Source organism: Aurantimonas sp. E1-2-R+4, assembly GCF_036549515.1.
Taxonomy (GTDB): domain Bacteria; phylum Pseudomonadota; class Alphaproteobacteria; order Rhizobiales; family Rhizobiaceae; genus Aurantimonas; species Aurantimonas coralicida_A.
The window spans coordinates 67,244-87,218 of the sequence record NZ_JAZHLK010000011.1; the positions used below are offsets into that span (position 1 = coordinate 67,244).

The 19,975-nt window shown below is 63.8% G+C and carries 24 protein-coding genes; 12 read left to right on the top strand and 12 right to left on the bottom strand.

All coding sequences use genetic code 11. From position 1 onward, the window contains the following. Positions 1–117: 117 nt before the first annotated feature. The 4 genes from VQ045_RS07500 (at position 118) to VQ045_RS07515 (ending at position 2,326) form a co-directional block, all read left to right on the top strand. Entirely contained in the window at positions 118–366 is a 249-nt protein-coding gene (locus VQ045_RS07500) for an accessory factor UbiK family protein (RefSeq protein WP_327623073.1), read from the top strand. A 277-nt stretch (positions 367–643) separates the two neighbouring features. Next, positions 644–1,144, top strand: a complete 501-nt coding sequence (locus tag VQ045_RS07505; protein WP_206454212.1) for a YbjN domain-containing protein — start codon at positions 644–646, stop codon at positions 1,142–1,144. Between the two features lie 2 nt (positions 1,145–1,146). Beyond that, positions 1,147–1,962: a pyrroline-5-carboxylate reductase gene (gene proC, locus VQ045_RS07510; protein WP_331829691.1), complete on the top strand. Its 816-nt coding sequence runs from the start codon at positions 1,147–1,149 to the stop codon at positions 1,960–1,962. Between the two features lie 4 nt (positions 1,963–1,966). Further along, a complete protein-coding gene (locus VQ045_RS07515; RefSeq protein WP_327646985.1) occupies positions 1,967–2,326 on the top strand; it encodes a tRNA-binding protein in 360 nt (119 codons plus the stop codon). A gap of 6 nt (positions 2,327–2,332) precedes the next feature. Here VQ045_RS07515 and VQ045_RS07520 read toward each other — a convergent pair whose 3' ends face one another. From VQ045_RS07520 to VQ045_RS07530, 3 genes are all read right to left on the bottom strand, one after another. Next, positions 2,333–3,628: an ATP-binding protein gene (locus tag VQ045_RS07520; RefSeq protein ID WP_331829692.1), complete on the bottom strand. Its 1,296-nt coding sequence runs from the start codon at positions 3,626–3,628 to the stop codon at positions 2,333–2,335. 172 nt (positions 3,629–3,800) lie between these two features. Beyond that, positions 3,801–4,526, bottom strand: coding sequence for a response regulator transcription factor (locus VQ045_RS07525; RefSeq protein ID WP_331829674.1), 726 nt, complete (start codon positions 4,524–4,526; stop codon positions 3,801–3,803). Continuing rightward, positions 4,523–5,071: a MarR family winged helix-turn-helix transcriptional regulator gene (locus VQ045_RS07530; protein WP_331829675.1), complete on the bottom strand. Its 549-nt coding sequence runs from the start codon at positions 5,069–5,071 to the stop codon at positions 4,523–4,525. Before VQ045_RS07530 ends, VQ045_RS07525 begins: the two co-directional genes overlap by 4 nt. Positions 5,072–5,254: 183 nt before the next feature. On the opposite strand from VQ045_RS07530, the gene VQ045_RS07535 reads away from it, so the two are divergent. The 3 genes from VQ045_RS07535 (at position 5,255) to VQ045_RS07545 (ending at position 7,668) form a co-directional block, all read left to right on the top strand. Beyond that, the gene (locus VQ045_RS07535) at positions 5,255–6,145 is read left to right on the top strand and encodes a branched-chain amino acid aminotransferase (protein WP_331829676.1); all 891 of its coding nucleotides are present in this window, start codon (positions 5,255–5,257) and stop codon (positions 6,143–6,145) included. A 35-nt stretch (positions 6,146–6,180) separates the two neighbouring features. Further along, positions 6,181–6,852, top strand: a complete 672-nt coding sequence (locus tag VQ045_RS07540) for a spermidine synthase (RefSeq protein WP_331829677.1) — start codon at positions 6,181–6,183, stop codon at positions 6,850–6,852. 174 nt (positions 6,853–7,026) lie between these two features. Further along, a complete protein-coding gene (locus tag VQ045_RS07545) occupies positions 7,027–7,668 on the top strand; it encodes an MBL fold metallo-hydrolase (RefSeq protein WP_331829678.1) in 642 nt (213 codons plus the stop codon). A gap of 24 nt (positions 7,669–7,692) precedes the next feature. Here VQ045_RS07545 and VQ045_RS07550 read toward each other — a convergent pair whose 3' ends face one another. Together VQ045_RS07550 and VQ045_RS07555 are read right to left on the bottom strand one after the other, a co-directional pair. Beyond that, complete coding sequence (locus VQ045_RS07550; protein WP_331829679.1) at positions 7,693–8,499, bottom strand: hypothetical protein; 807 nt, start codon at positions 8,497–8,499, stop codon at positions 7,693–7,695. Positions 8,500–8,704: 205 nt separating this feature from the next. Then, positions 8,705–8,920 carry a cold-shock protein gene (locus VQ045_RS07555; protein ID WP_327623082.1) on the bottom strand — a complete coding sequence of 72 codons (216 nt, stop codon included), beginning with the start codon at positions 8,918–8,920 and terminating at the stop codon, positions 8,705–8,707. A gap of 297 nt (positions 8,921–9,217) precedes the next feature. Here VQ045_RS07555 and VQ045_RS07560 point away from each other — a divergent pair, with 297 nt between their 5' ends. Together VQ045_RS07560 and VQ045_RS07565 are read left to right on the top strand one after the other, a co-directional pair. Then, positions 9,218–9,868, top strand: coding sequence for a pyroglutamyl-peptidase I family protein (locus tag VQ045_RS07560; RefSeq protein ID WP_327623083.1), 651 nt, complete (start codon positions 9,218–9,220; stop codon positions 9,866–9,868). Next, positions 9,865–10,686: a class I SAM-dependent DNA methyltransferase gene (locus VQ045_RS07565; RefSeq protein WP_331829680.1), complete on the top strand. Its 822-nt coding sequence runs from the start codon at positions 9,865–9,867 to the stop codon at positions 10,684–10,686. The genes VQ045_RS07560 and VQ045_RS07565 overlap by 4 nt, the downstream gene beginning before the upstream one ends. Positions 10,687–10,774: 88 nt before the next feature. Here VQ045_RS07565 and VQ045_RS07570 read toward each other — a convergent pair whose 3' ends face one another. Continuing rightward, complete coding sequence (locus VQ045_RS07570; protein WP_327623085.1) at positions 10,775–11,617, bottom strand: fumarylacetoacetate hydrolase family protein; 843 nt, start codon at positions 11,615–11,617, stop codon at positions 10,775–10,777. Between the two features lie 50 nt (positions 11,618–11,667). Then, the gene (locus tag VQ045_RS07575; protein WP_327623086.1) at positions 11,668–12,414 is read right to left on the bottom strand and encodes an SDR family NAD(P)-dependent oxidoreductase; all 747 of its coding nucleotides are present in this window, start codon (positions 12,412–12,414) and stop codon (positions 11,668–11,670) included. Positions 12,415–12,486: 72 nt separating this feature from the next. Here VQ045_RS07575 and VQ045_RS07580 point away from each other — a divergent pair, with 72 nt between their 5' ends. Next, a complete protein-coding gene (locus VQ045_RS07580; RefSeq protein WP_331829681.1) occupies positions 12,487–12,912 on the top strand; it encodes a hypothetical protein in 426 nt (141 codons plus the stop codon). A gap of 111 nt (positions 12,913–13,023) precedes the next feature. On the opposite strand, the gene VQ045_RS07585 is transcribed toward VQ045_RS07580, so the two are convergent. From VQ045_RS07585 to VQ045_RS07605, 5 genes are all read right to left on the bottom strand, one after another. Further along, entirely contained in the window at positions 13,024–13,878 is an 855-nt protein-coding gene (locus tag VQ045_RS07585) for an ABC transporter ATP-binding protein (protein WP_331829682.1), read from the bottom strand. Then, on the bottom strand, positions 13,875–14,630 hold the full coding sequence (locus VQ045_RS07590) for an ABC transporter ATP-binding protein (RefSeq protein WP_327623089.1): 756 nt from the start codon (positions 14,628–14,630) through the stop codon (positions 13,875–13,877). Before VQ045_RS07590 ends, VQ045_RS07585 begins: the two co-directional genes overlap by 4 nt. A 10-nt stretch (positions 14,631–14,640) precedes the next feature. Continuing rightward, the gene (locus VQ045_RS07595; protein ID WP_327623134.1) at positions 14,641–15,780 is read right to left on the bottom strand and encodes a branched-chain amino acid ABC transporter permease; all 1,140 of its coding nucleotides are present in this window, start codon (positions 15,778–15,780) and stop codon (positions 14,641–14,643) included. A 106-nt stretch (positions 15,781–15,886) separates the two neighbouring features. Further along, entirely contained in the window at positions 15,887–16,900 is a 1,014-nt protein-coding gene (locus tag VQ045_RS07600; protein WP_327623090.1) for a branched-chain amino acid ABC transporter permease, read from the bottom strand. A 90-nt stretch (positions 16,901–16,990) separates the two neighbouring features. Then, positions 16,991–18,355 carry a substrate-binding protein gene (locus tag VQ045_RS07605; protein WP_327623091.1) on the bottom strand — a complete coding sequence of 455 codons (1,365 nt, stop codon included), beginning with the start codon at positions 18,353–18,355 and terminating at the stop codon, positions 16,991–16,993. A gap of 379 nt (positions 18,356–18,734) precedes the next feature. On the opposite strand from VQ045_RS07605, the gene VQ045_RS07610 reads away from it, so the two are divergent. Together VQ045_RS07610 and VQ045_RS07615 are read left to right on the top strand one after the other, a co-directional pair. Further along, positions 18,735–19,598: an STAS domain-containing protein gene (locus VQ045_RS07610; RefSeq protein WP_331829683.1), complete on the top strand. Its 864-nt coding sequence runs from the start codon at positions 18,735–18,737 to the stop codon at positions 19,596–19,598. Positions 19,599–19,601: 3 nt separating this feature from the next. Next, positions 19,602–19,964 carry an STAS domain-containing protein gene (locus tag VQ045_RS07615; RefSeq protein WP_327623092.1) on the top strand — a complete coding sequence of 121 codons (363 nt, stop codon included), beginning with the start codon at positions 19,602–19,604 and terminating at the stop codon, positions 19,962–19,964. Positions 19,965–19,975: the final 11 nt, after the last annotated feature.

A 19,975-nucleotide genomic window follows, 5' to 3' on the forward strand; every position in this document is an offset into this window, starting at 1 on the left:
CCAGACCATTGCCATGGGGCCAAGCGCTCTCTACCTCCCAGCAGAAGCAACGCCACAACACCATAGCGGAGACGATCCATGTCCACTTCAGGTCCCGGCCGGCAGGGCCCCAACCGAATGCTCGACGAGTTCGCGCGGATGATGACCGACGCCGCCGGTGCCGCCCAAGGGGTGCGCCGTGAGGTGGAGACGGTGTTCAGGGCACAGGGCGAGCGCTTCCTCAACCAGATGGATCTCGTCCAGCGCGAGGAATTTGAAGCTGTTCGCGACATGGCCGCGAAGGCGCGTATGGAGAACGAAGTTCTGAAGAAGCGGCTTGATGACCTCGAGGCACGCGTGCCCAGTGCCAAGCCGAAGGCCGGCTGACTGGTTCTCCACAGGCAATCAACAACTTTCGAACAACCTATGGTCGAACCGGATTATCCTTTGCCGAGAGTCGCTTAAGACTCCCGGCGAGGCCCTTCTCCGGGGTGCCAAAATCGATTGACGGTGAATATTTGGTTAACGCCCCTTAGCGCGAGGACTCGCGGTCTATATGCTGATTCATAAGGGTGATTCGACGCTGTGCGGTGGCGGTGTCACCCCTGCGGGGCGCCTTGGCGGCAATCGGCATCCCCGCCGAATTGGATACGGGGACGTGGACATGAGTCTGATTGAATTTGCCTCTTTGAGGCAGTCTCATCCGGTCGATATGATCGAATGGGTCGCTGCGGCTCGGGAATGGGCGTTCGAGCGCTCGGGCGACGACGAGATCGCGGTGGCGGTGGCCGGAGTCTGGACCGATTACTCGGTTTCGTTCTCCTGGCTGGAGAATATCGAGGCGCTGCATTTGGGCTGCGCCTTCGACCTCAAGATCCCCGCGCATCGTCGCTCCGAAGTGCTCCGGCTACTGGCGCTGATCAACGAGAAGCTGCTCGTCGGGCATTTCGACCTCTGGCAGCAGGAAGGGGCGGTGATGTTCCGCCACGCACTGCTGCTGTCCGGCGGCGCTGAGCCGACCAGCCAGCAGGCCGAACGGATGCTGGCGACGGCGCTGGAAAGCTGCGAGCGCTTCTATCAGGCATTTCAGTTCGTCGTGTGGGCCGACAAGATGGCCGACGATGCGCTGGCTTGCGCGATTTTCGAGACCGAAGGCGAAGCGTGAGCATGGCCGGCGCGCAGCAGCGCATCCTGCTTCTGGGCGGCGGCAACATGGGCGCGGCGCTGCTTGGCGGCTGGCTGGAAAGTGGGCTGGAACCATCGCGCGTGCTCGTCGTCGATCCAAAGATCGGCGATGCCTTGCGCCCGCTGATCGACCGCTACGGCGTGCGCCATGCGACAGGTGTCCCGGGTGAGGCGTTCGACGTCGTGCTTTTGGCGGTCAAGCCGCAGGTGATGGGGGAGGCGCTTCCGGTGTTACGCGCGGCGCTCAAGCCGGCAAGCCTCGTGGTGTCGATCGCCGCCGGAACCTCGGTGGCGGCGATCGAGGCGAAACTGGGTGAGCGACCGGTGGTGCGCGCCATGCCGAACACGCCGGCGCTGATCGGCCGGGGTATCACGGGTGCCTACGCCAATGCGCGGGTCGAGGCCGCGGGGCGCGCCGTCGCGGACGGTCTCCTGTCGGCTAGCGGCCCGGTTGAATGGGTCGAGAGCGAGGTCCTGATCGACGCGGTCACCGGCGTCTCGGGCAGCGGCCCGGCCTATGTGTTCTATCTCGCCGAATGCCTGGCGAAAGCTGGCGAAACGGCGGGACTGCCGGCCGATCTCGCGATGCGGCTGGCGCGGCACACGGTCGCCGGCGCGGGCGAGTTGATGATCCGGTCCGAGGACACGCCGGAAAAATTGCGCCGGAACGTCACCTCGCCGAACGGTACCACCCAGGCCGCGCTCGATGTCTTGATGGCGGACGACGGTTTGGCGCCGCTGATGCGGCGGGCCGTACAGGCAGCGCGCGACCGTGCCGAGGCATTGTCGAGGGAGTAGGTGAATGTCGGCAGGCAAGGGTCCGGCGCCGGAAATCGGCTTCGACGATTTCATGAAGGTCGATATCCGCGTCGGCACGATCGTCGAGGCGGCGCCGTTTCCCGAAGCGCGCAAGCCGGCGTTTCGCCTGACCATCGACTTTGGCGCGCCGATCGGCCGTAAGAAATCCTCCGCCCAGATCACCGCGCATTATGACGCCGAGGCGCTGGTCGGCCGGCAGGTGCTCGCCGTCGTCAATTTCCCGCCGCGGCAGATCGGCCCGATGATGTCGGAGGTGCTGACCCTCGGCGTACCGGACGCAGCTGGCGAGGTCGTGCTGCTCGGGCCAGGCCACACGGTGCCCGACGGCGGCCGGATGTTTTGAGCGGGCTTAAGCCGGCACGCGAATGAGCGCGCGCAAACCGCCGAGATCGCTGTCCGACAGGAGAATGTCGCCGCCGTGGCTGCGGGCGATATCGCGGGCGATCGCAAGGCCGAGGCCGGTGCCGCCGCTGTCGATGTTGCGGGCGGTGTCGAGCCGCACAAACGGCTTGAAGACTTCCTCGCGCTGTTCGGCGGCGATCCCGGTGCCGTTGTCCTCGACGGTGATGGTCAGCCACCGCCCCTGGTGGTTGGCGCGGACGCGGATGCGGTCGCCGTGGCGCAAGGCGTTGGTGACGACGTTGGTCACCATGCGGGTGAAGGAATCCGGCCGCACCGCGAGGCGCGGATCGCCGGTGATTTCGACCGAGATCTGCTTGCCCTTCAATTTGGCTTCGGTCCGGAATTTGCCGAGCACAGGGACAAGGTCGAGTTCACCGACCTCCTCGGCGGCCTCGTCCTTGGCAAAGGCGAGATAACCCTCAAGCATGCGCTGCATTTCGTCGACGTCGGCGTTCAACTCGTCCTGGTCTTCGCCTTCGCCGAGCAGGGCAAGCTGCAGTCGGAAACGCGTCAGGATGGTCCGCAGATCGTGGCTGACGCCGGTCAGCATGGCCGTGCGCTGTTCCATCTGTCTCTCGATGCGGTCGCGCATCTGGATGAAGGCAAGCGAGGCGCGCCGGACCTCCGAAGCGCCGCGCGGGCGAAAGTCCGGCGGCATTGGCTGGCCGCGCCCGAAACCTTCGGCCGCCGCGGCCAGAGCCTGGATCGGACGGATCTGGTTGCGTAGAAACAGGATGGCGATGATCATCAGCACCAACGATGTTCCGACCATCCACACCAGGAAAATATGGGTGTTCGAAGCATAGGCGGAGTTGCGCGGCGCGAACACGCGCAAAACCTTGTCGTCCAGCTGGATGCGGACTTCGACGATCTTGGATTGGCCGACCGTGTCGATCCAGAACGGTCGTCCGATCCGGTCGGTGATCTCCTCGCTGAGGATGCCGTCGAGGATGTTGAAGAACGGCTTGGGAGCCAGAGGGGGCAGGGGACCCGGCGGGAGCACCGAGACGTTGAGGCCAAGCCGGTTGCGGGCGATGCCGATGACCTGGGAATAGTCGCTGCCCGGCGGCTGTGCTTCGACGAGGTCGGTAATAGCCGCGATGTCGCGCACCACGGCGGTCGACAGCCTATGGGTCACGAGCTGCCAGTGCCGCTCCATGAACACCACCGTCACCACGCCTTGTAGCAGGACCACCGGTGCGATGATGATGATCAGGGAGCGTGCATAGAGCCCCTTCGGCATAAAACGCTGGATGATGCGGGGAATGGGTCGCAGGGGCCCCCGCCAGATGTCGATCGTCGGCAGCTTGCCCCACCCCCAGCGCGGCCGCCACGCGCGACGCCGGGTAGACGCCCCGAACCGCCACGGCCGCTTTTGGATGAGGCGTTCGATCAGGGTCACGACCGCTCTGGCCTCAATCCGTGTTCAGGCGATAGCCGATGCCGCGCACCGTCTGTAGCCACAAGGGATTTGCCGGGTCGCTTTCGATCTTGCGACGCAGGCGGTTGATCTGAACGTCGACGGTGCGCTCGCCAACCTCCGTCTCGTCTGCAAGAAGATCCTGACGCTGGATCGTCTCGCCCGGATTGCCGGCGAACTGGCACATCATCTCTTGCTCGCGTTCGGTCAGGCGGATGATCTCCGGCCCGCGTTTCAGTTCGCGGCGGGAGAGCGTGAAGGTGAACGGACCGAAGCGCACATGTTCCAGTTTCTGGATCGGGGCCTGGCTCCCGCGCCGCAGGATGTTGTTGATGCGCAGCAGCAGTTCGCGTGGATCGAATGGCTTGGGCAGATAATCGTCGGCCCCGGCTTCCAGTCCTTCGATCCGCTGCTCGGTCTCCGAACGCGCCGTCAGCATCAGCACCGGCGATTGACGGTCGGCGCGGAAGGAGCGCACCAACTCGATGCCATTCTCCCCGGGCATCATCACATCGACGATCAGGAGATCGAAGTCGAGCCCATCGAGAATTCGCCGGGCCTCCCTGGCATTAGCGGCCATCGAGACGCGAAAATTCTGCTCCGACAAGAACCGCGACAGCAGCGAGCGGATGCGGCGGTCGTCGTCGACGACGAGAATGTGGGGGGCATCGTCTCCCAGCGATGTCACCTCGCCCGAAGTCTCCCCGGCAAGCTCGTTCATAGCGGATCTTTCCAATTGATGCCTTGCTTCTTGAACCACTCGCGCGTCGCCGGCCGGTCCGCCGCCATCTGCCTGAGAAAGGCGCCGATCGGCGCCGCGTCGGAGGGCGCGGCATCGCTCAACGCCGCGTCGATGCGACGTGCCTGCTCCCGCGAGAGCTCCAGCGTCAGCTCGCGCCCCTTCACGGTCGGATAGAGGCAGCGCTGTCGACGATCCTCCACCCCCGGCATCTGACGGATGAAGCCATCGTCGATGAGCTGGCGCAACACGCGCGACAGCGATTGCTTGGTGATCTGCAACAGGTCGAGGAGATCGGTGATGGTCATACCAGGGGCGCGGTTGACGAAATGCAGGATACGGTGATGGGCGCGCCCGAACCCGTAGCGGGCAAGGATCGAATCGGCATCGGCGGTGAATTCGCGATAGGCGAAGAACAGCAACTCGATCATCCGGAAGTCCGGATTTCCGAAGGTCGGCAGGGGCTCACGCACAATGGCTTCGGCGGTATTGTCCGCGCGCACGTCGGAGGTCAGGGCAGCATCCATAATTTAGGTCAGCACTATTGACGTAATTTCCTACCATTGTTACACCGGACGGCGAAGAGTGGAAACCGTCGCTGGTCCGCCATGAATGGGCCAGGGACATTGACGCGGATCCACCCCTCGGCCGACAGTCGACCGCCGCCAGATGATGATAGGGAGGACGCCGGAATAGGCGTCGCGAGCACCATGAGCAATGTTCCATTCGACCAGCTTGACGGCGAAATCTGGTTCAACGGCCAGTTCGTGCCCTGGAAGGACGCCAAGATCCACGTGCTGACGCACGGGCTGCATTATGCCAGCGCCGTCTTCGAGGGCGAGCGGGCCTATGGCGGCACGGTCTTCAAGCTGCGCGAGCACACCGAACGCTTGATCGAATCCGGTCGCATGCTCGGATTCACGCTGCCCTACAGCGCCGACGAGATCGACGCGGCGACGAATGAACTGCTCGACCGGCAGGGTTTTGCCGACGCCTATGTTCGGCCGATCGCCTTCCGTGGCTCGGAGATGATGGGCGTTTCGGCCCAGAAGAACCGCATCAACGTGGCCATCGCCATCTGGCAATGGCCGAGCTATTTCGATCCCGAGCAGCGCATGAAGGGCATCCGGCTGGATCTGGCGGAGTATCGCCGGCCGGACCCGCGCACGGCGCCCTCCAAGGCCAAGGCCACCGGCCTCTACATGATCTGCACGATCTCCAAGCACGCGGCGGAGGCCAAGGGCTATGCCGACGCGATGATGCTCGACTGGCGCGGCCAGGTCGCCGAGGCGACCGGCGCCAACGTCTTCTTCGTCAAGGACGGCGTCCTGCACACGCCGACGCCCGACTGCTTCCTCGACGGCATCACTCGCCGCACCGTGATCGATCTCGCGCGCCAGCGCGGCATCGAGGTCAAGGAGCGGGTGATCATGCCGGAGGAACTGGCCAGCTTCGAGGAATGCTTCCTCTGTGGCACGGCGGCCGAGGTGACCCCGGTTTCCGAGATCGCCGACTGGCGGTTCACGCCCGGTGAGACGACCCGGCGGCTGGTCGAGGATTACACCGACGCCGTGCAGCCGAAGCGGGCGGCGGCGGAGTAGGGCGCCCGGCGGGCCGGTCGGAGGGTGGCGCGGCGATGATCCCCTGGCAAAAGCTCGACAGCGCCGCGATCCCTGGCGAGGCAGGCGAGCTCCGGCTGATGCGGCGCGGCGCCGAGTTCTCGATTATGCTCGGCGACAACGAGCTGATGAACAGCCGGCTCTCGGGCTCGGAAGAAGCGCTCGCGCGACTGTCGTGCGAGCGGATCGCCGACCGGGCGAAGCCGCACGTCCTCGTCGGCGGGCTCGGCATGGGGTTTACGCTCCGCGCCGTCCTCTCCCATCTCGGCGGCGACGCGAGCGTGATTGTCGCCGAGCTTGTGCCGGCGGTGGTCGCCTGGGCGAAAGGCCCGATGGCGCATCTCGTCGACGGGAGCCTCGACGACCCCCGCGTGAGCATAACGGTGACGGACGTCGCCGAGCTCATTCGCGGCGGCAAGGCAGCTTATGACGCGATCCTTCTGGACGTCGACAACGGCCCCGAGGGTCTGACGAGCCGCGCCAATGACGGTCTTTACGATCTCGGAGGACTGGAAGATGCGCGACGCGCGCTGCGCCCAGGCGGGGTGCTGGCGGTCTGGTCGCAAGGGCCGGACAGCGGCTTTACCGGACGGCTTCGCCGGGCCGGCTTCAGCGTCGACGAGGCGCGTGTGCGCGCCAGCCGCACGGGCCGTGGCGCCCGGCACGTCATCTGGATCGCGACGACATAGGTCCGCGCATCGCGGAAATCACGTCCAAGCGTTTCGCGAAAGCTTTCCCAGAGCCAAGCAGCATTTGCGCCAAGGGGCAGCGGCGGTTATCCCGTGCTCAACATGGCGGCCGCGCGATCCTGGCTAAGGCTGGACATCAACGCCGACGCACAACTGGTTGAGGAGACTCCCGTTTTGACACAACTCAGCGCCGAGATCGTGCCCGTCACGCCGTTCCAGCAGAACTGCTGCATCCTCTATGACACCGAGGCCAAGACCGGCGTCGTGGTCGACCCCGGCGGCGATGTCGAGCGGATCGTCGCGGCGATCGAGGCCGCCGGCATTGCCATCGAGGCGATCTGGCTGACCCACGGCCATATCGACCACGCGGGCGGTGCGATGGAGCTGAAGGAGCGGCTCGGCGTCGACATCGTCGGACCCCATCGGGACGACGCGTTTTTGCTGTCAGGTCTCGAGAACCAGGCGCTGATGTTCGGCGTCGGCGGCGCGGTGCGCAATTGCACGCCGGACCGCTGGCTGGAAGAGGGCGAGACGGTCGGCTTCGCCGGGCATGTCTTCGAGGTGCTGCACACGCCGGGCCACGCGCCCGGCCATGTCGTGTTCTTCCATCGCCAAGCGAAGTTCCTGCATGCCGGCGACGTCCTATTCGCCGGTTCGATCGGGCGTACCGACCTGCCGGGCGGCGACCATGCTGCCCTGATCCACTCGATCAAGCAGAAGGTGCTGCCGCTCGGCGACGATGTCGGCTTCATCTGCGGTCATGGGCCGGGCGGACGCCTTGGCGACGAGCGCCGTACCAACCCCTTTCTGACCTGATAGCCGCGCCCCGTCGGGCCGCGATCAACCGCCAGGGCAGAACAGGGATTTGCCCGCCGCGTCCATATAGGTGCCGAAATTCGGATCGAAGCTGGGATACGCGCGGGTGCAGGCACTCAGCCATTCCCGCGTCCACGGCTCGCCAGAGCGCGCCTTGCGCACAGGGCGCGCGCTTCGATCCAACTTTGCGGCGGCATGTCGGTCATAGTTTGGAGCGATGCGGATGATCTTCGCGCCGCCGGTCTCGATGATGTCGATGCCGGAAGCCGGCATGGGACGGCGATCCAGCCGTTCGCGCGCCACGTCAATGACTCGCGGTCCGTTCGGCATGGCGCCGAGGCCGGAATGCCGCTTCCATGCCGAGGCGCGGGAGGGCAGGGCGCGGCGATCGGAGGATCCGGTGGATATCATCGTGAAGGAACCCTGCGAGCGTGCCGAAGCCCCCTGTTTCTCGATTGCGCGCCAAGCACGATTTCGCCCACGCACGGTCAGGACGTCGAAATTCGGCTTGCGTTTGATCGACCCGCCGTCCTCCAGAAACTCCTCCCGTTCATTGGTGGAATAGATATCGGGAGCGGTTCGTATGCCGCCCCCATCCTCGATCAACTCTTCCCGCTCGTCCGTGACGTAGATATCGGGCGCAGTCCGGATGCCACCGCCATCCTCGAGAAATTCCTCGCTCTGAGCGGAAAAGTCGATGATCTGGGCGGTTCTGACACCGCCGCCGCTACTGGCGAGGAAAGTTTCGCTCGAAGCGGGTCCCGAGGCCAGCATCAGAAAGGACAGCGCGGCTGCGGTCGTGCGAATTGCCAAGCGATTTCGGCGTTGCATGACGATCTCCCGTTTAGGCCCCTTGCGAGGCGTTCGGCAGAGCCCTTGCACGTGGCGTGCCAGACGATTCTGTTCCATTCCGGCACTCCACCACGGAGGTGTGAGACAAAAAAGCCCGCCGTGCGATGCGCGGCGGGCTATCCCAAGCTATTTTTGTGCCGTTACGGCACTTTCGCGCCGGTTTCATCGGCGCTTCGGTCCGCCGTCAGTCGGCCGCTTCGAGGTTGACCGCCTTGGGGCCCTTGCCGCGCTTGTCGGGTTCGGTTTCGTACGAGACCTTCTGGTTCTCCTCCAGGCCAGGCAGGCCGGATGCCTGCACTGCCGAGATATGAACGAAGATGTCCACGCCGCCGTCGTCCGGCTTGATGAAGCCGAAGCCCTTCTCGGTATTGAAGAATTTGACCGTCCCGGTTTGTGCCATTATCGGAGTCCTTATCCTGGCATTACGTGTCGCCGTGTGGCGGTGGCAGGCAAGTCTTGACGAGGAAGGGAACCGATACATCGTGGTATCCGGTTTCGGTATACCACCCGGAGGAGGCGCCTCCGATACGCAGTTCGTCCATTACCTTTGTTCGCGAAATTGCCCAAACATCCCTTGAATGCTATCCCGCGCCGGGCGTTGCAAGTAAAAGTTTCTTGGCAAGCTTCACGTTTCATTTTGGGACAGGCGGTCTCACCCGACCTCCCGCACCGCCCACTGTTCAGGCTCATGCGTTCCATGTCGTTACTCTTCGCCGGCTTTTCTTCCTTTCCGAGCGCGCCGCGCAATCCGACCGAGGATCTGGCGCGCGCGTTGCAGTGCGAGCGAGTCCGCTCCGATGGTCTCCACGCTGAGATTCTGCCCGTCGAGTGGGAGGGGAGCTGGTCGCGGCTTAAGGCCGCGATCGAAGCCGTGCGCCCGACGACCGTTGTGCTGTTCGGCCTCCACCAGCGCGCCGAACGCCTTCGCATCGAACTGGTCGCGCGCAACCGTCGCGAGCTCGGCCATGCCGACGCGGTCGGCGGCTTCCCATCGGGCCCGGCGGTGCTGGACGGTCCCCAGTCGCTGCCTGCAAATCTACCGTGGAACGACGTCGCCGCCGCCTTGCGCAGTGCCGGCGCCTCCTTCGAGTGGTCGACCAATGCCGGCGGCTATCTCTGCAACGATACGTTCTACCGCCTTGCCCATTATGCCACAGCGCTCGGCGTGCAGCGTTTCGGTTTCATCCATGTTCCGCTGAGCGATGAGGCGGTGGCTGACACCGTCGCGAGCGAAGCGGTGCCGGACGTGTTCTGCAGCGTGCCGGCGGCAACCATCGAACGGGCGGCGCGGGCGCTGGCGGCGGCGTTGCACGCCGGCGCGGACGCGAGCCAGGAAGCGTACCTATGAGCGGGTTCGACGAAGCGGCGTTGACGGACGCCTATGAAAGGGCGCTTTCGCTGGAAAAGGCCGGCGCGCACGCGGCCGCTGCCGAAGCCTATCGCGAGTGTCTGGTGATCGATCCCGAGGACCATGGTGGCGCGGCGGTCCGCATCGCGGCGATGGGTCTGGGCGAGGCTCCGGAATCGGCCGGCGATGCCTATGTGGCGACGCTGTTCGACCAGCATGCCGAGGCGTTCGAGGACATTCTGGTGCGCCAGCTCCGCTACGGCGTTCCAGCGCTGATGGCTGCTCGAATCGCAGAGATCGCGCCCGGTCCCTACCAGCGCGTGCTCGATCTCGGTTGCGGCACCGGGCTTGCCGGCGAGGCGCTACGGGATCGGGCGACGACACTGCTCGGCGTCGATCTGTCGGAAGGCATGATCGAGACGTGTTTCGACAAGGGTATCTACGACGATCTCTATATCGGCGAGGCAGTCGGCTTCCTCGCCGAGTTCGACGAGGAAGAACCGTTCGACCTGATCGTCGCCGCCGACGTGCTGCCTTATCTCGGCGGCCTCGACGCGCTGTTTTCCGGAGTCGCCGCACGGTTGGCGCCCGGCGGAATCTTCGGATTTTCAACCGAGACGCTGTCCGAGGCGACATTCGCCGGACGCGATTTCATGGTCGGCCTGCACCAGCGCTTCCATCACCGCGAGACGTATCTTGGGGACCGGCTCGCCGCGCACGGATTCGATTGCCTGGAATGCGGACCGATCGTCGTCCGCCTCCAGGAGGGGCAGCCGGCCCCTGGTCATCTGGTGCTGGCGCGGCGTCGGGACTGGTGAGCCGACACTGCGTCAGATTTATAAGGCGGCGGCAGGGGCGGGGGCGCTTCGTGAGCCATGCCGGTCATCCCCGCCGCTGACTGCCGAGTCAGGCCGAAACGACCGTCTGCCTCTGCTCGCCGAGGCCTTCGATCCCGAGCGTCATGACGTCGCCCACCTTCAGGTACTTCGGCGGCTTCATTCCCATGCCCACGCCCGGCGGCGTGCCGGTCGAGATTACGTCACCAGGCATCAACGTGAGAAACTGCGACAGGTAAGACACCATGTGCGGCACGTTGAAGATCAGCGTGTTGGTGTTGCCGGTCTGGCGGCGTTCGCCGTTGACGTCGAGCCACATGGCGAGATTGTGGACATCGCCGACTTCGTCGCGTGTCACCAACCAGGGACCGAGCGGACCGAAGGTGTCGTGGCTCTTGCCCTTGGTCCACTGGCCCATGCGCTTGGTCTGGAAGTCGCGTTCGGACACGTCGTTCATGATCGCAAAGCCTGCGACGTGGTTCATCGCGTCGGCTTCGGACACGTATTTCGCCTTGGCTCCGATGACGATCGCAAGCTCGACCTCCCAGTCGAGAGCCTGCGAGCCGCGCGGCATTTCGACGTCGTCGTTGGGACCGCACAGCGCGGACAGCGCCTTGGCGAAGAGGATCGGTTCGCTCGGCGGCTCTGCGCCGGTCTCGGCGGCGTGGTCCGAATAGTTCAGGCCAATGCACAGGATCTTCTGGATTTGCCCGACGCAGGGGCCCATGCGCGGCGTGCCGTCGACCGCGGGGAGGCTGGAAGGATCGAGAGCCTTCAGCTTGGCAAGCCCGGCGTCGGAGAGGACGTCTCCCGCGATGTCGCCGACATGGGCGCCAAGATCGCGCAGGGTGCCGTTGGCGTCGATAAGTCCCGGCTTTTCTTTGCCCGAGGGGCCATAGCGAACGAGTTTCATGGTGCGTTGTCCGTCCTTCTAACGTGATGGGCAGGAAAAGCGTCGGCGCCTCAGTAGACGGCGCGGCCGCCGGAAATGTCGAACACCGCGCCGGTCGAAAACGAGCAGTCCTCGGAGGCGAGCCAGGCGATCATTGCGGCGACCTCGGCGGGCTCGACAAAGCGATTGAGCGGGATTTTCGACAGCATGTAGTCGATGTGCTCCTGGCTCATCTGGTCGAAGATCGCAGTGCGCGCGGCGGCCGGGGTGATGCAATTGACCAGGATGCCGGTGCCGGCAAGCTCCTTGCCAAGCGATTTGGTCAGGCCGATGAGGCCGGCCTTCGAGGCCGAATAATGCGAGGCGTTGGGATTGCCTTCCTTGCCGGCGATCGAGGCGATGTTGACGATCCGGCCATAGCCCTTTTCCAGCATCAGCGGCACGACCGCACGGCTGGTCAGGAATGGCGCGACGAGATTGACCTCGATGGTCCTGCGCCAGACGTCGGGCTCCAACTCCCAGGTCTTGCCGTTGCCGCCGGTAATGCCGGCATTGTTGACGAGGATGTCGATCGCTCCGGCCTTGGCGAAGGCGTCCTTCGCGGCCGCTGCCACCGCGTTGGCGTCGGTCAGTTCGACCGTCTGGCCGCTGGCCTTCGCACCGAGCTGAGTCACCGCTTCCTCGATCGCCGCGCCATCGACATCCCACAGTACCGCCGAACCGCCGCTGGCGAGAATTCGCTCGGCGGTGGCCAGGCCGATGCCGCGCGCGCCGCCGGTGATGATCGCCGTGCGTCCCTGAAGATCGATGCGGTTCATGAGAATCCCCCAAATGGCGGCTCGCGCCGGTCCAACCTTGCGGCCTCATGACATATCGCGGAGAAGGGTGCAATGTATACGTTAGAAGGTGCGGCTCCAGTTTGTGACCTGAAGTTGGAACAGCCCCTAATCGCGCCGATCGCTCATTTTCTATATGCTTCGCGGAAAGCATGGGAGCACGAGATGTCGAAAGCGAGTCCCGCGTTGGAAGCGTTCATTGACGAAACGATCCGAAGGGGTCGTGAGAAAGGCTACGTCCCAACAATTTTTATAGGTATGCGCCAACAACTTGGAACCCGACCTGCCATAGCCAAACTTGTCCAGAGTGGTGATCTTCAGAGCGGCTTCAAGCGCCTGCACAAACTCAATCTGCTGGATTGGACAATCGAAGCCGCGGTAGAGAAGTTCCCTAACGAATTCACCGCTGACGATCTTGGATGCGCATCATTTCGGCTTCGTGAAGCGAGAAAGGGGGATGGCAATGCCGACCGGACCTAGAGACGAGAAGCGCCCCGCCGCCGTCATCGGCAATGTCGTTCGCGCCATGCGGATCGACTCCAACGAAGGCGCATGATGAAGACCTGACGGCCCCCCGGAGCTGAGGCATGGTCAGATCGCCAGGTACTGGAGACGCAATTCCTTGTTGTCGATGATCTCCTGGGCGGTGCCATCGAAAACCACTTCGCCCATTTCCAGGATGATCGCCCGGTCCGCCAGATGCAGCGCGGCGATGGCGTTTTGTTCGACCAGGATCGTGGTGATGCCCAGCTGTTTGATCTCTTCCAGAATCCGCTCGATCTCATGCACGATCACCGGCGCCAGGCCTTCATAGGGCTCGTCGAGCAGCAGCAGTTTCACCTCGCGGGCGAGGGCCCTCGCCACCGCGAGCATCTGCTGCTCGCCGCCTGACATCGTCGTGCCTTCCTGGGTGCGGCGCTCCGCCAGCCGCGGGAAGTGATCGTAGATGCGCTCCAGCGTCCAGCCGATTGGCTTTTCGATCTGGGCGAGCTTGAGGTTTTCCTCGACGGTCAGGCCCGGGATGATCCGCCGGTCCTCGGGNGTCCAGCCGATTGGCTTTTCGATCTGGGCGAGCTTGAGGTTTTCCTCGACGGTCAGGCCCGGGATGATCCGCCGGTCCTCGGGAACGAGCTGGATACCGGCCTGGGCCGCCTGATAGCTCTGCATTTCGTGCAGCGGCTGGCCTTCCAGCCAGATCTCGCCGCGCTTGAGTTCGGGTTGCCCGGCGCGGGCGATGGTGCGCAGCGTCGAGGTCTTGCCGGCGCCGTTGCGGCCAAGCAGCGCCAGGATCTCGCCCTCGCGCACCTCGAAGGATACGCCCTGGACAATGTAGCTTTCGCCGTAATAGGCGTGCAGGTCCCGCGCGGCGAAGAACGGCGTCGCACCGGTCCCGGCCGCAGGGCGAGGGGAGGCCGGGCGTTCCGTCGTGGCGATGGTCTCGCTCATAGATGCGCTCCCCCGAGATAGGCTTCCTGCACGCGCGGATCGGTCTTGATGTCTTGCGGCGTGCCCTCGGCGATGACGGTCCCCTGCGCCATGACGCTCACGGTGTCGGCGAGCGAGAAGACCACATGCATGTCGTGTTCGATGATCACCTTGGTGATCTTGCGCTTGGCGATCTTCTTCAACAGCTCGACGGTGTTGTTGGTGTCGGCGCGCGACATCCCGGCGGTCGGCTCGTCGAGCAGCAGCAGCTTGGGTTTCTGGACCAGGCACATGGCCAGCTCCAGGCGCCGCTTGTCGCCGCGCGACATCGAATTGACGATCTGGTCGCGCTGGTCCGCTAGGTGCAGGTCTTCCAGGATTTCCTCGGCTTCCGCCTCAACCTGTCGGCGGTCCGCCGCGCGCTTCCACAGATTGATGCGGAAGGCCCCGTCCGCCGACGCGAAGGCGGGGATCATGACGTTTTCCATCACCGTCATCTCGCCGAAGACTTCCGGCGTCTGGAACACCCGTGCGATGCCGGCCTGATTGATCTGGTGCGGATGGCGGCCGAGCAGCCCATGGCCGTTGAACTCGACCGAGCCTTCATCCGGAACGATGCGCCCCACCAGACAATTGAGCAGCGTCGACTTGCCGGCGCCGTTGGGGCCGATGATGGCGTGAATCGTCCCTTCCTTGACGTTCAGATTGACGTTGTCGAGGGCCTTGAGCCCGCCGAAGCGCTTGTTGACGCCGCTGATCGCGAGAATATCCATGCCGGTTCCTCTATTCCGCGGCCGAATGGGCCGAGTGCGGCATGTCGGGCATTTGTTTATTGCCCGCCGTCTTCGGCCTGCGGACGATGCCGCCGATCCGGCGCAGTCCTTCCATGATGCCGCCCGGCAGCGCGATCACCAGGATCATGAACAGAAGGCCGAGCGTCAACAGCCAGCCTTCGCCGACGAAGGGGCTGGTGATCGCCACCATCGTCTCCTGCGCCCAGTCGGGCAGGAAGTCGAAGGTGCGATAGAGGAAGCTGTCGTTGAACGAGGAGAAGATCTGCTCGAGATATTTCATCACCGCCGCGCCGATGACCGGCCCGAGCAGCGTGCCGACGCCACCGAGGATGGTCATCAGAACGACTTCGCCCGATGCGGTCCACTGCATGCGGTCGGCGCCCGCCAGCGGGTCGGTGACGGCCAGAAGACCGCCCGCAAGGCCGGCATACATGCCCGAAATGACAAAGGCGGTGAGTAGATAGGGCCGGGTGTTGAAGCCGGTGAAGGCCATCCGGTTCTGGTTGGATTTGATGGCGAGCAACATCATGCCGAAGGTCGAATTCTTGATCCGCATCGCCAGGAAGAAGGCAAGGATCAAAAGGATCGCGCAGAAATAGAAGCCGGCCCATCCCTGCAGTTCGATTCCGAAGAAGTTTGGCGATGGCAGCGACGCGGAGGCGGTGCCGAAGGCGCGGTCGATGATCCGCGGATCGCTGCGGGAGATCTGCAGGCCCGTCTCGCCATTGGTGATCGGCGTCAGCACCGAATAGGCGAGGTTGTAGGACATCTGCGCGAAGGCCAGCGTCAGGATCGAGAAGTAGATGCCCGACCTGCGCAGGCTGACGAAGCCGATGGCCAGCGCGAACACGCCGGCGACGAGGATCGCGAAGACCAGCCCGAAGACGGCGTTCATCGACAAGAGCTTGAACATCCAGACCGCAGCATAGGAGCCCGCTCCCAGGAAGGCGGCATGGCCGAAGGACAGATAGCCGGAGAAGCCGAACAGGATGTTGAAGCCGAGCGCGAAGATCCCGAAGATCGCGAACTTCTGCAGGATGTCTGGATAACCGGCGCCGATCGGCGCCAGCCAGATCGGCATGGTCAGTATCGCCGCCGCGAAAAGCGCGACATAGACATAATCCCCCATCGGCCCCTCGAAGAAGCCGCGCTGGCGCTTGGCTGCCGGCGGAGTCGAACGATGCGGACCGGTCTCGGCGGTCGATACGGAGGGTGAAACAGCGCTGTTCATCGGATCAGACCTCCATGACGCCCTTGCGGCCCATCAAGCCGCGTGGACGGACGAGCAGGACGACGACGGCGACGAGATAAATGATGATCTGGTCGATGCCCGGAACGATGTCCTTGACCTCGGTCAGCGAGGCGAAGGACTGCAGGATTCCCAGCAAGAAGCCGGCAACCACCGCGCCGGGAAGCGATCCCATGCCCCCGACGACGACGACGACGAATGACAAGACCAGGAAATCCATCCCCAGATGGTAGTTCGGCGCGAGGATCGGCGTGTACATGACGCCGGCAAGGCCCGCGACGACCGCGGCCAGCCCGAAGACGATCGAGAACTTGCGGCCGATATTGATCCCGAGCAGGCCGACGGTCTCGCGATCCGCCATCCCGGCCCTGACGACCATGCCGAAGGTGGTCAGTTGCAAGAAGGCGAAGACGGCGGCGATGACGACGAGCGAGAACAGGAAATAGACGATCCGCCACATCGGATAGCTGATGCCTGTGACCCCGAACCATTGGCCAATGTCGGCGCTGCCGGCCAGCGCCGGGGGCGCTGTGAGCGGGATCGGGTTGGCGCCGAAATAGTGCTTGACGATCTCCTGCAACACGATCGCCAGGCCGAAGGTCACCAGAATCTGCTCGGCATGGCTGCGCTTGTAGAAGAAGCGGATGAGCCCGCGCTCCATGGCGAGGCCGATCAAGAGCATGACCGGGATCGCCACCAGGACCGACAGGGGGACAGCCCAGTCGACGATCGCGCGGCCGGTGTCTCCCCACCAGATCTCCAGATAGGGAATTTCCTTGTAGGCCTCGAAAAACGTGACGCTCTCGTCGCGGATCCGCTCGGAGATCGTCAGCAATTTGGTGAAGGCCACGGCACAGAAGGCGCCGAGCATGAACAGCGCGCCATGGGCGAAATTGACCACACCCAGGGTGCCGAAGATCAATGTCAGGCCGAGGGCGATCAGCGCGTAGGCGCCGCCCTTGTCGAGCCCGTTCAAGACCTGAAGAATAATGGCGTCCATAGGTCCCTCTGATCGATCCTATCGATCCTCGCGAAAGCTTGATGGGCCGCCGGCCCTTCGGTCGGCGGCCCTCATCATGTCAGCCCTGGATCAGGCCGCGCAACCTTTGACTTCCGAGGGGCCGAGTTCACCACCGAAGATCTCCGGATCGTAGGTGACCTCGTCGCGCGGCACGACCTTGACGATCTCCATGAGATCGAACTGGTTGGTCGGCTCCTGCTTGCCGCGCACCACCAGAACGTCCTTGAAGCACTGGTGATCGGCGCCGCGATACAGTGTCGGCCCGTTGCCGAGCCCGTCGAACTCGAAGTCCTCAAGTGCCTTGATCAATTCCGGCGGATAGAAGGTGCCGGCAGTCTCGGCGGCGTTGGCATAGAGCAGCGTCTGCGCGTAGCAGGTCTGTGCAGCCTGCGACGGTGGACGGCCGTAGGCCTCGCCGAACGACTTGGAGAAGGCCTTGGAGGCCTCGTTGTCGAGTTTCCAATCCCAGTTGGCGGTGCCGAGAATACCCTTCACGGCTTCACCGGCGCCCTGCGCCATCAACTCGGAGAACAGCGGTACGACGATCTCGAACTGTTTGCCGTTGACCTGCTTGCTCTTCATGTCGAACTGAGTGACGGCCTGACGCAGCGAATTGACCATGTCGCCGCCGTAGTGGTTGAGGATCAGGACATCGGCGCCGGAATTGAGCACCGGCGTGAGATACTGCGAGAAATCGCCGGCGCCGAGCGGCGTGCGAACGGCCTGCGCCGTTTTCCAGCCGAGCGCCTCGGTGGCGTTCTTGATCGATTCTTCCTGGGTCCAGCCCCAAGTGTAGTCGGCCGTCAGGTGGTAGGCGACACGATCCTTGCCATATTCCTCGGCGAGCACCGGTCCGAGCGCCTGTCCCGACATGTAGGCGTTGAAGAAATGGCGGAAGCCGTAGCGCCGCTTGTCCTTGCCGGTGGTGTCATTGGAGTGGGTCAGACCCGCCATGAAGATGACACCCATCTCCTGGCAGAGCGACTGCACCGCGATCGCGACGCCCGAGGACGAGCCGCCGGTGATCATGATCGCGCCGTCGGCTTCGATCATCCGCTTGGCCGAGGCCCGCGCCGCGTCGGACTTGGTCTGGGTGTCGCCGGTGACGAAGGCGACCTTCTTGCCGAGAATGCCGTTGCCCTTGAGGTTTGACGGCTTGAGCAGCGGGATCAGGCCACCGTCGCCTTCACCATTGAGGTGCTTGACGGCCAACTCGTAGGCCCGCAACTCGTCGGCGCCCTCGTCGGCATAGGGGCCGGACTGGGGGACGTTGAAACCGAGGGTGACCGTGTCGCCGTTCGGATTGTTGCAAAAAGCCTGGTCCTGCGCCCATGCGCCACGTGTGAACACGTGCGGCATGGCGAGGCCGGCGCCAACGCCGACGCCCGTCGTGAGTAACTGCCGACGGGTCCATCCGTCCTTGAAAAATGCCATTGGTGACCTCCCGAATTATTGGATTCCGGCCGAGCGCCGGACGTCGACCGTGTGGCCGCTGAACGCCGACAATCAGCTTGAACGCCTGCTATCGTTTCCGAAGTGGGAGCGTTCGCCAATAGTACTTTCGGATGACCGCCGAAGTCTGCGGTAATACTGCATTGCAGCATGTATGGTGGAGAATTCACGCGTGGATATTGCGCTGCACCCGCAGATGGCTGCCGCTTTGGTGCGAAAATATGTGCGCAGAACCTGTCCGCGATAGAGGCAAAAAGCCATTGCCAAAACTTCCAATCTGGCCAAATGCGTACAAACCGGATTGCGTCGACGGCCGCACCGGGCGATAGACGGGCAGGGACGCTGATAGTAAGGGCATGAAATGGCAGTCGAAACATCACCGACCGTGGCGCTTCTCCGCGCGGACTTCGAGAAAGTCCTCGCTGGATGGCTAAAGGCCCAGGCGCGGGAAGGCGTCAAGCGAACGGATCTCGTTTCCGCCAAGGAAACCGAGCAGCAGAGCCGGGAGCTTCTGAGTGTCCTTACGGGGGCGATGGAAAACGCCGCCGTCGACGAGGGTTTCGATCTCGGCAAGCCAGCGTGGGATCAATTCCGCGAGACTCTGGAGGCGATCACGGAGAGCCGCACCCAGCGCGGGGTTTCCCCGAAGGAAATGGGCTGGTTCATCGCTTCGATCAAGCAGCCCTTGTTCGATCAGTTGCGGTCGATCCTCGCTGACAGCCCGCAAGCCTTCTCAAACGAGATCTGGAACACCACGCGGGTCGTCGATCAGATCGTGCTTCAGGCCGTCGAGTACCTCGTTCAGAAGCGCGAGGCGGTGATCGAACGCCAGCAGGCCGAGATGACCGAGGTCTCCGCGCCGGTGGTCAAGATCTGGGATCGGATCGTCACGGTTCCGCTGATCGGGACCCTCGACTCGTTCCGTGCCCAGGCGGTGATGGAGAATCTGCTCGACTCGATCGTGCAGTGGGAAGCCGAAGTTGCGATTATCGACATCACGGGCGTTTCGACTGTGGATACGCTGGTTGCCCAGCACCTCTTGAAGACGGCGGCGGCGGTACGATTGATGGGGGCCGAATGCGTCATCTGCGGTATCAGCCCGAAAATCGCCCAGACGATCGTCAATCTCGGCGTGGAACTGCCCAATATCGTCACGCGCGTCGATCTGCAGAGCGGCCTCGCCCATGCTTTCGAGCGCATCGGCGTCTCCGTGAAGGAGAGTTAAGGGGTGGAACCTTCCTTCGGCACCACCCCCATTGTCACGATCACCGGATGCGTGGTTGTCGCGATCCGAGATGATCTCGATGACCAAGGGGTCGTGACTCTCCAGGATCAACTCGTCGAGGAAGTGGCGCGGCACAAGGCCCGTGGTGTCGTCATCGACATCTCCAGTCTTGAGATCGTCGATACCTTCGCCGGCCGGATGCTGGGCGCCATGGCCCAGATGGCGCGCATGATGAATGCGCGCACGATCGTCGTCGGCATGCGTCCGGCCGTGGCGATGACTCTCGTCGAACTCGGCATGACGCTGGAGGGCGTCGAGACGGCACTGAACGCGGACAGGGCAATCGATCTGATCCTTCACCAATAGAGCATTGAGCG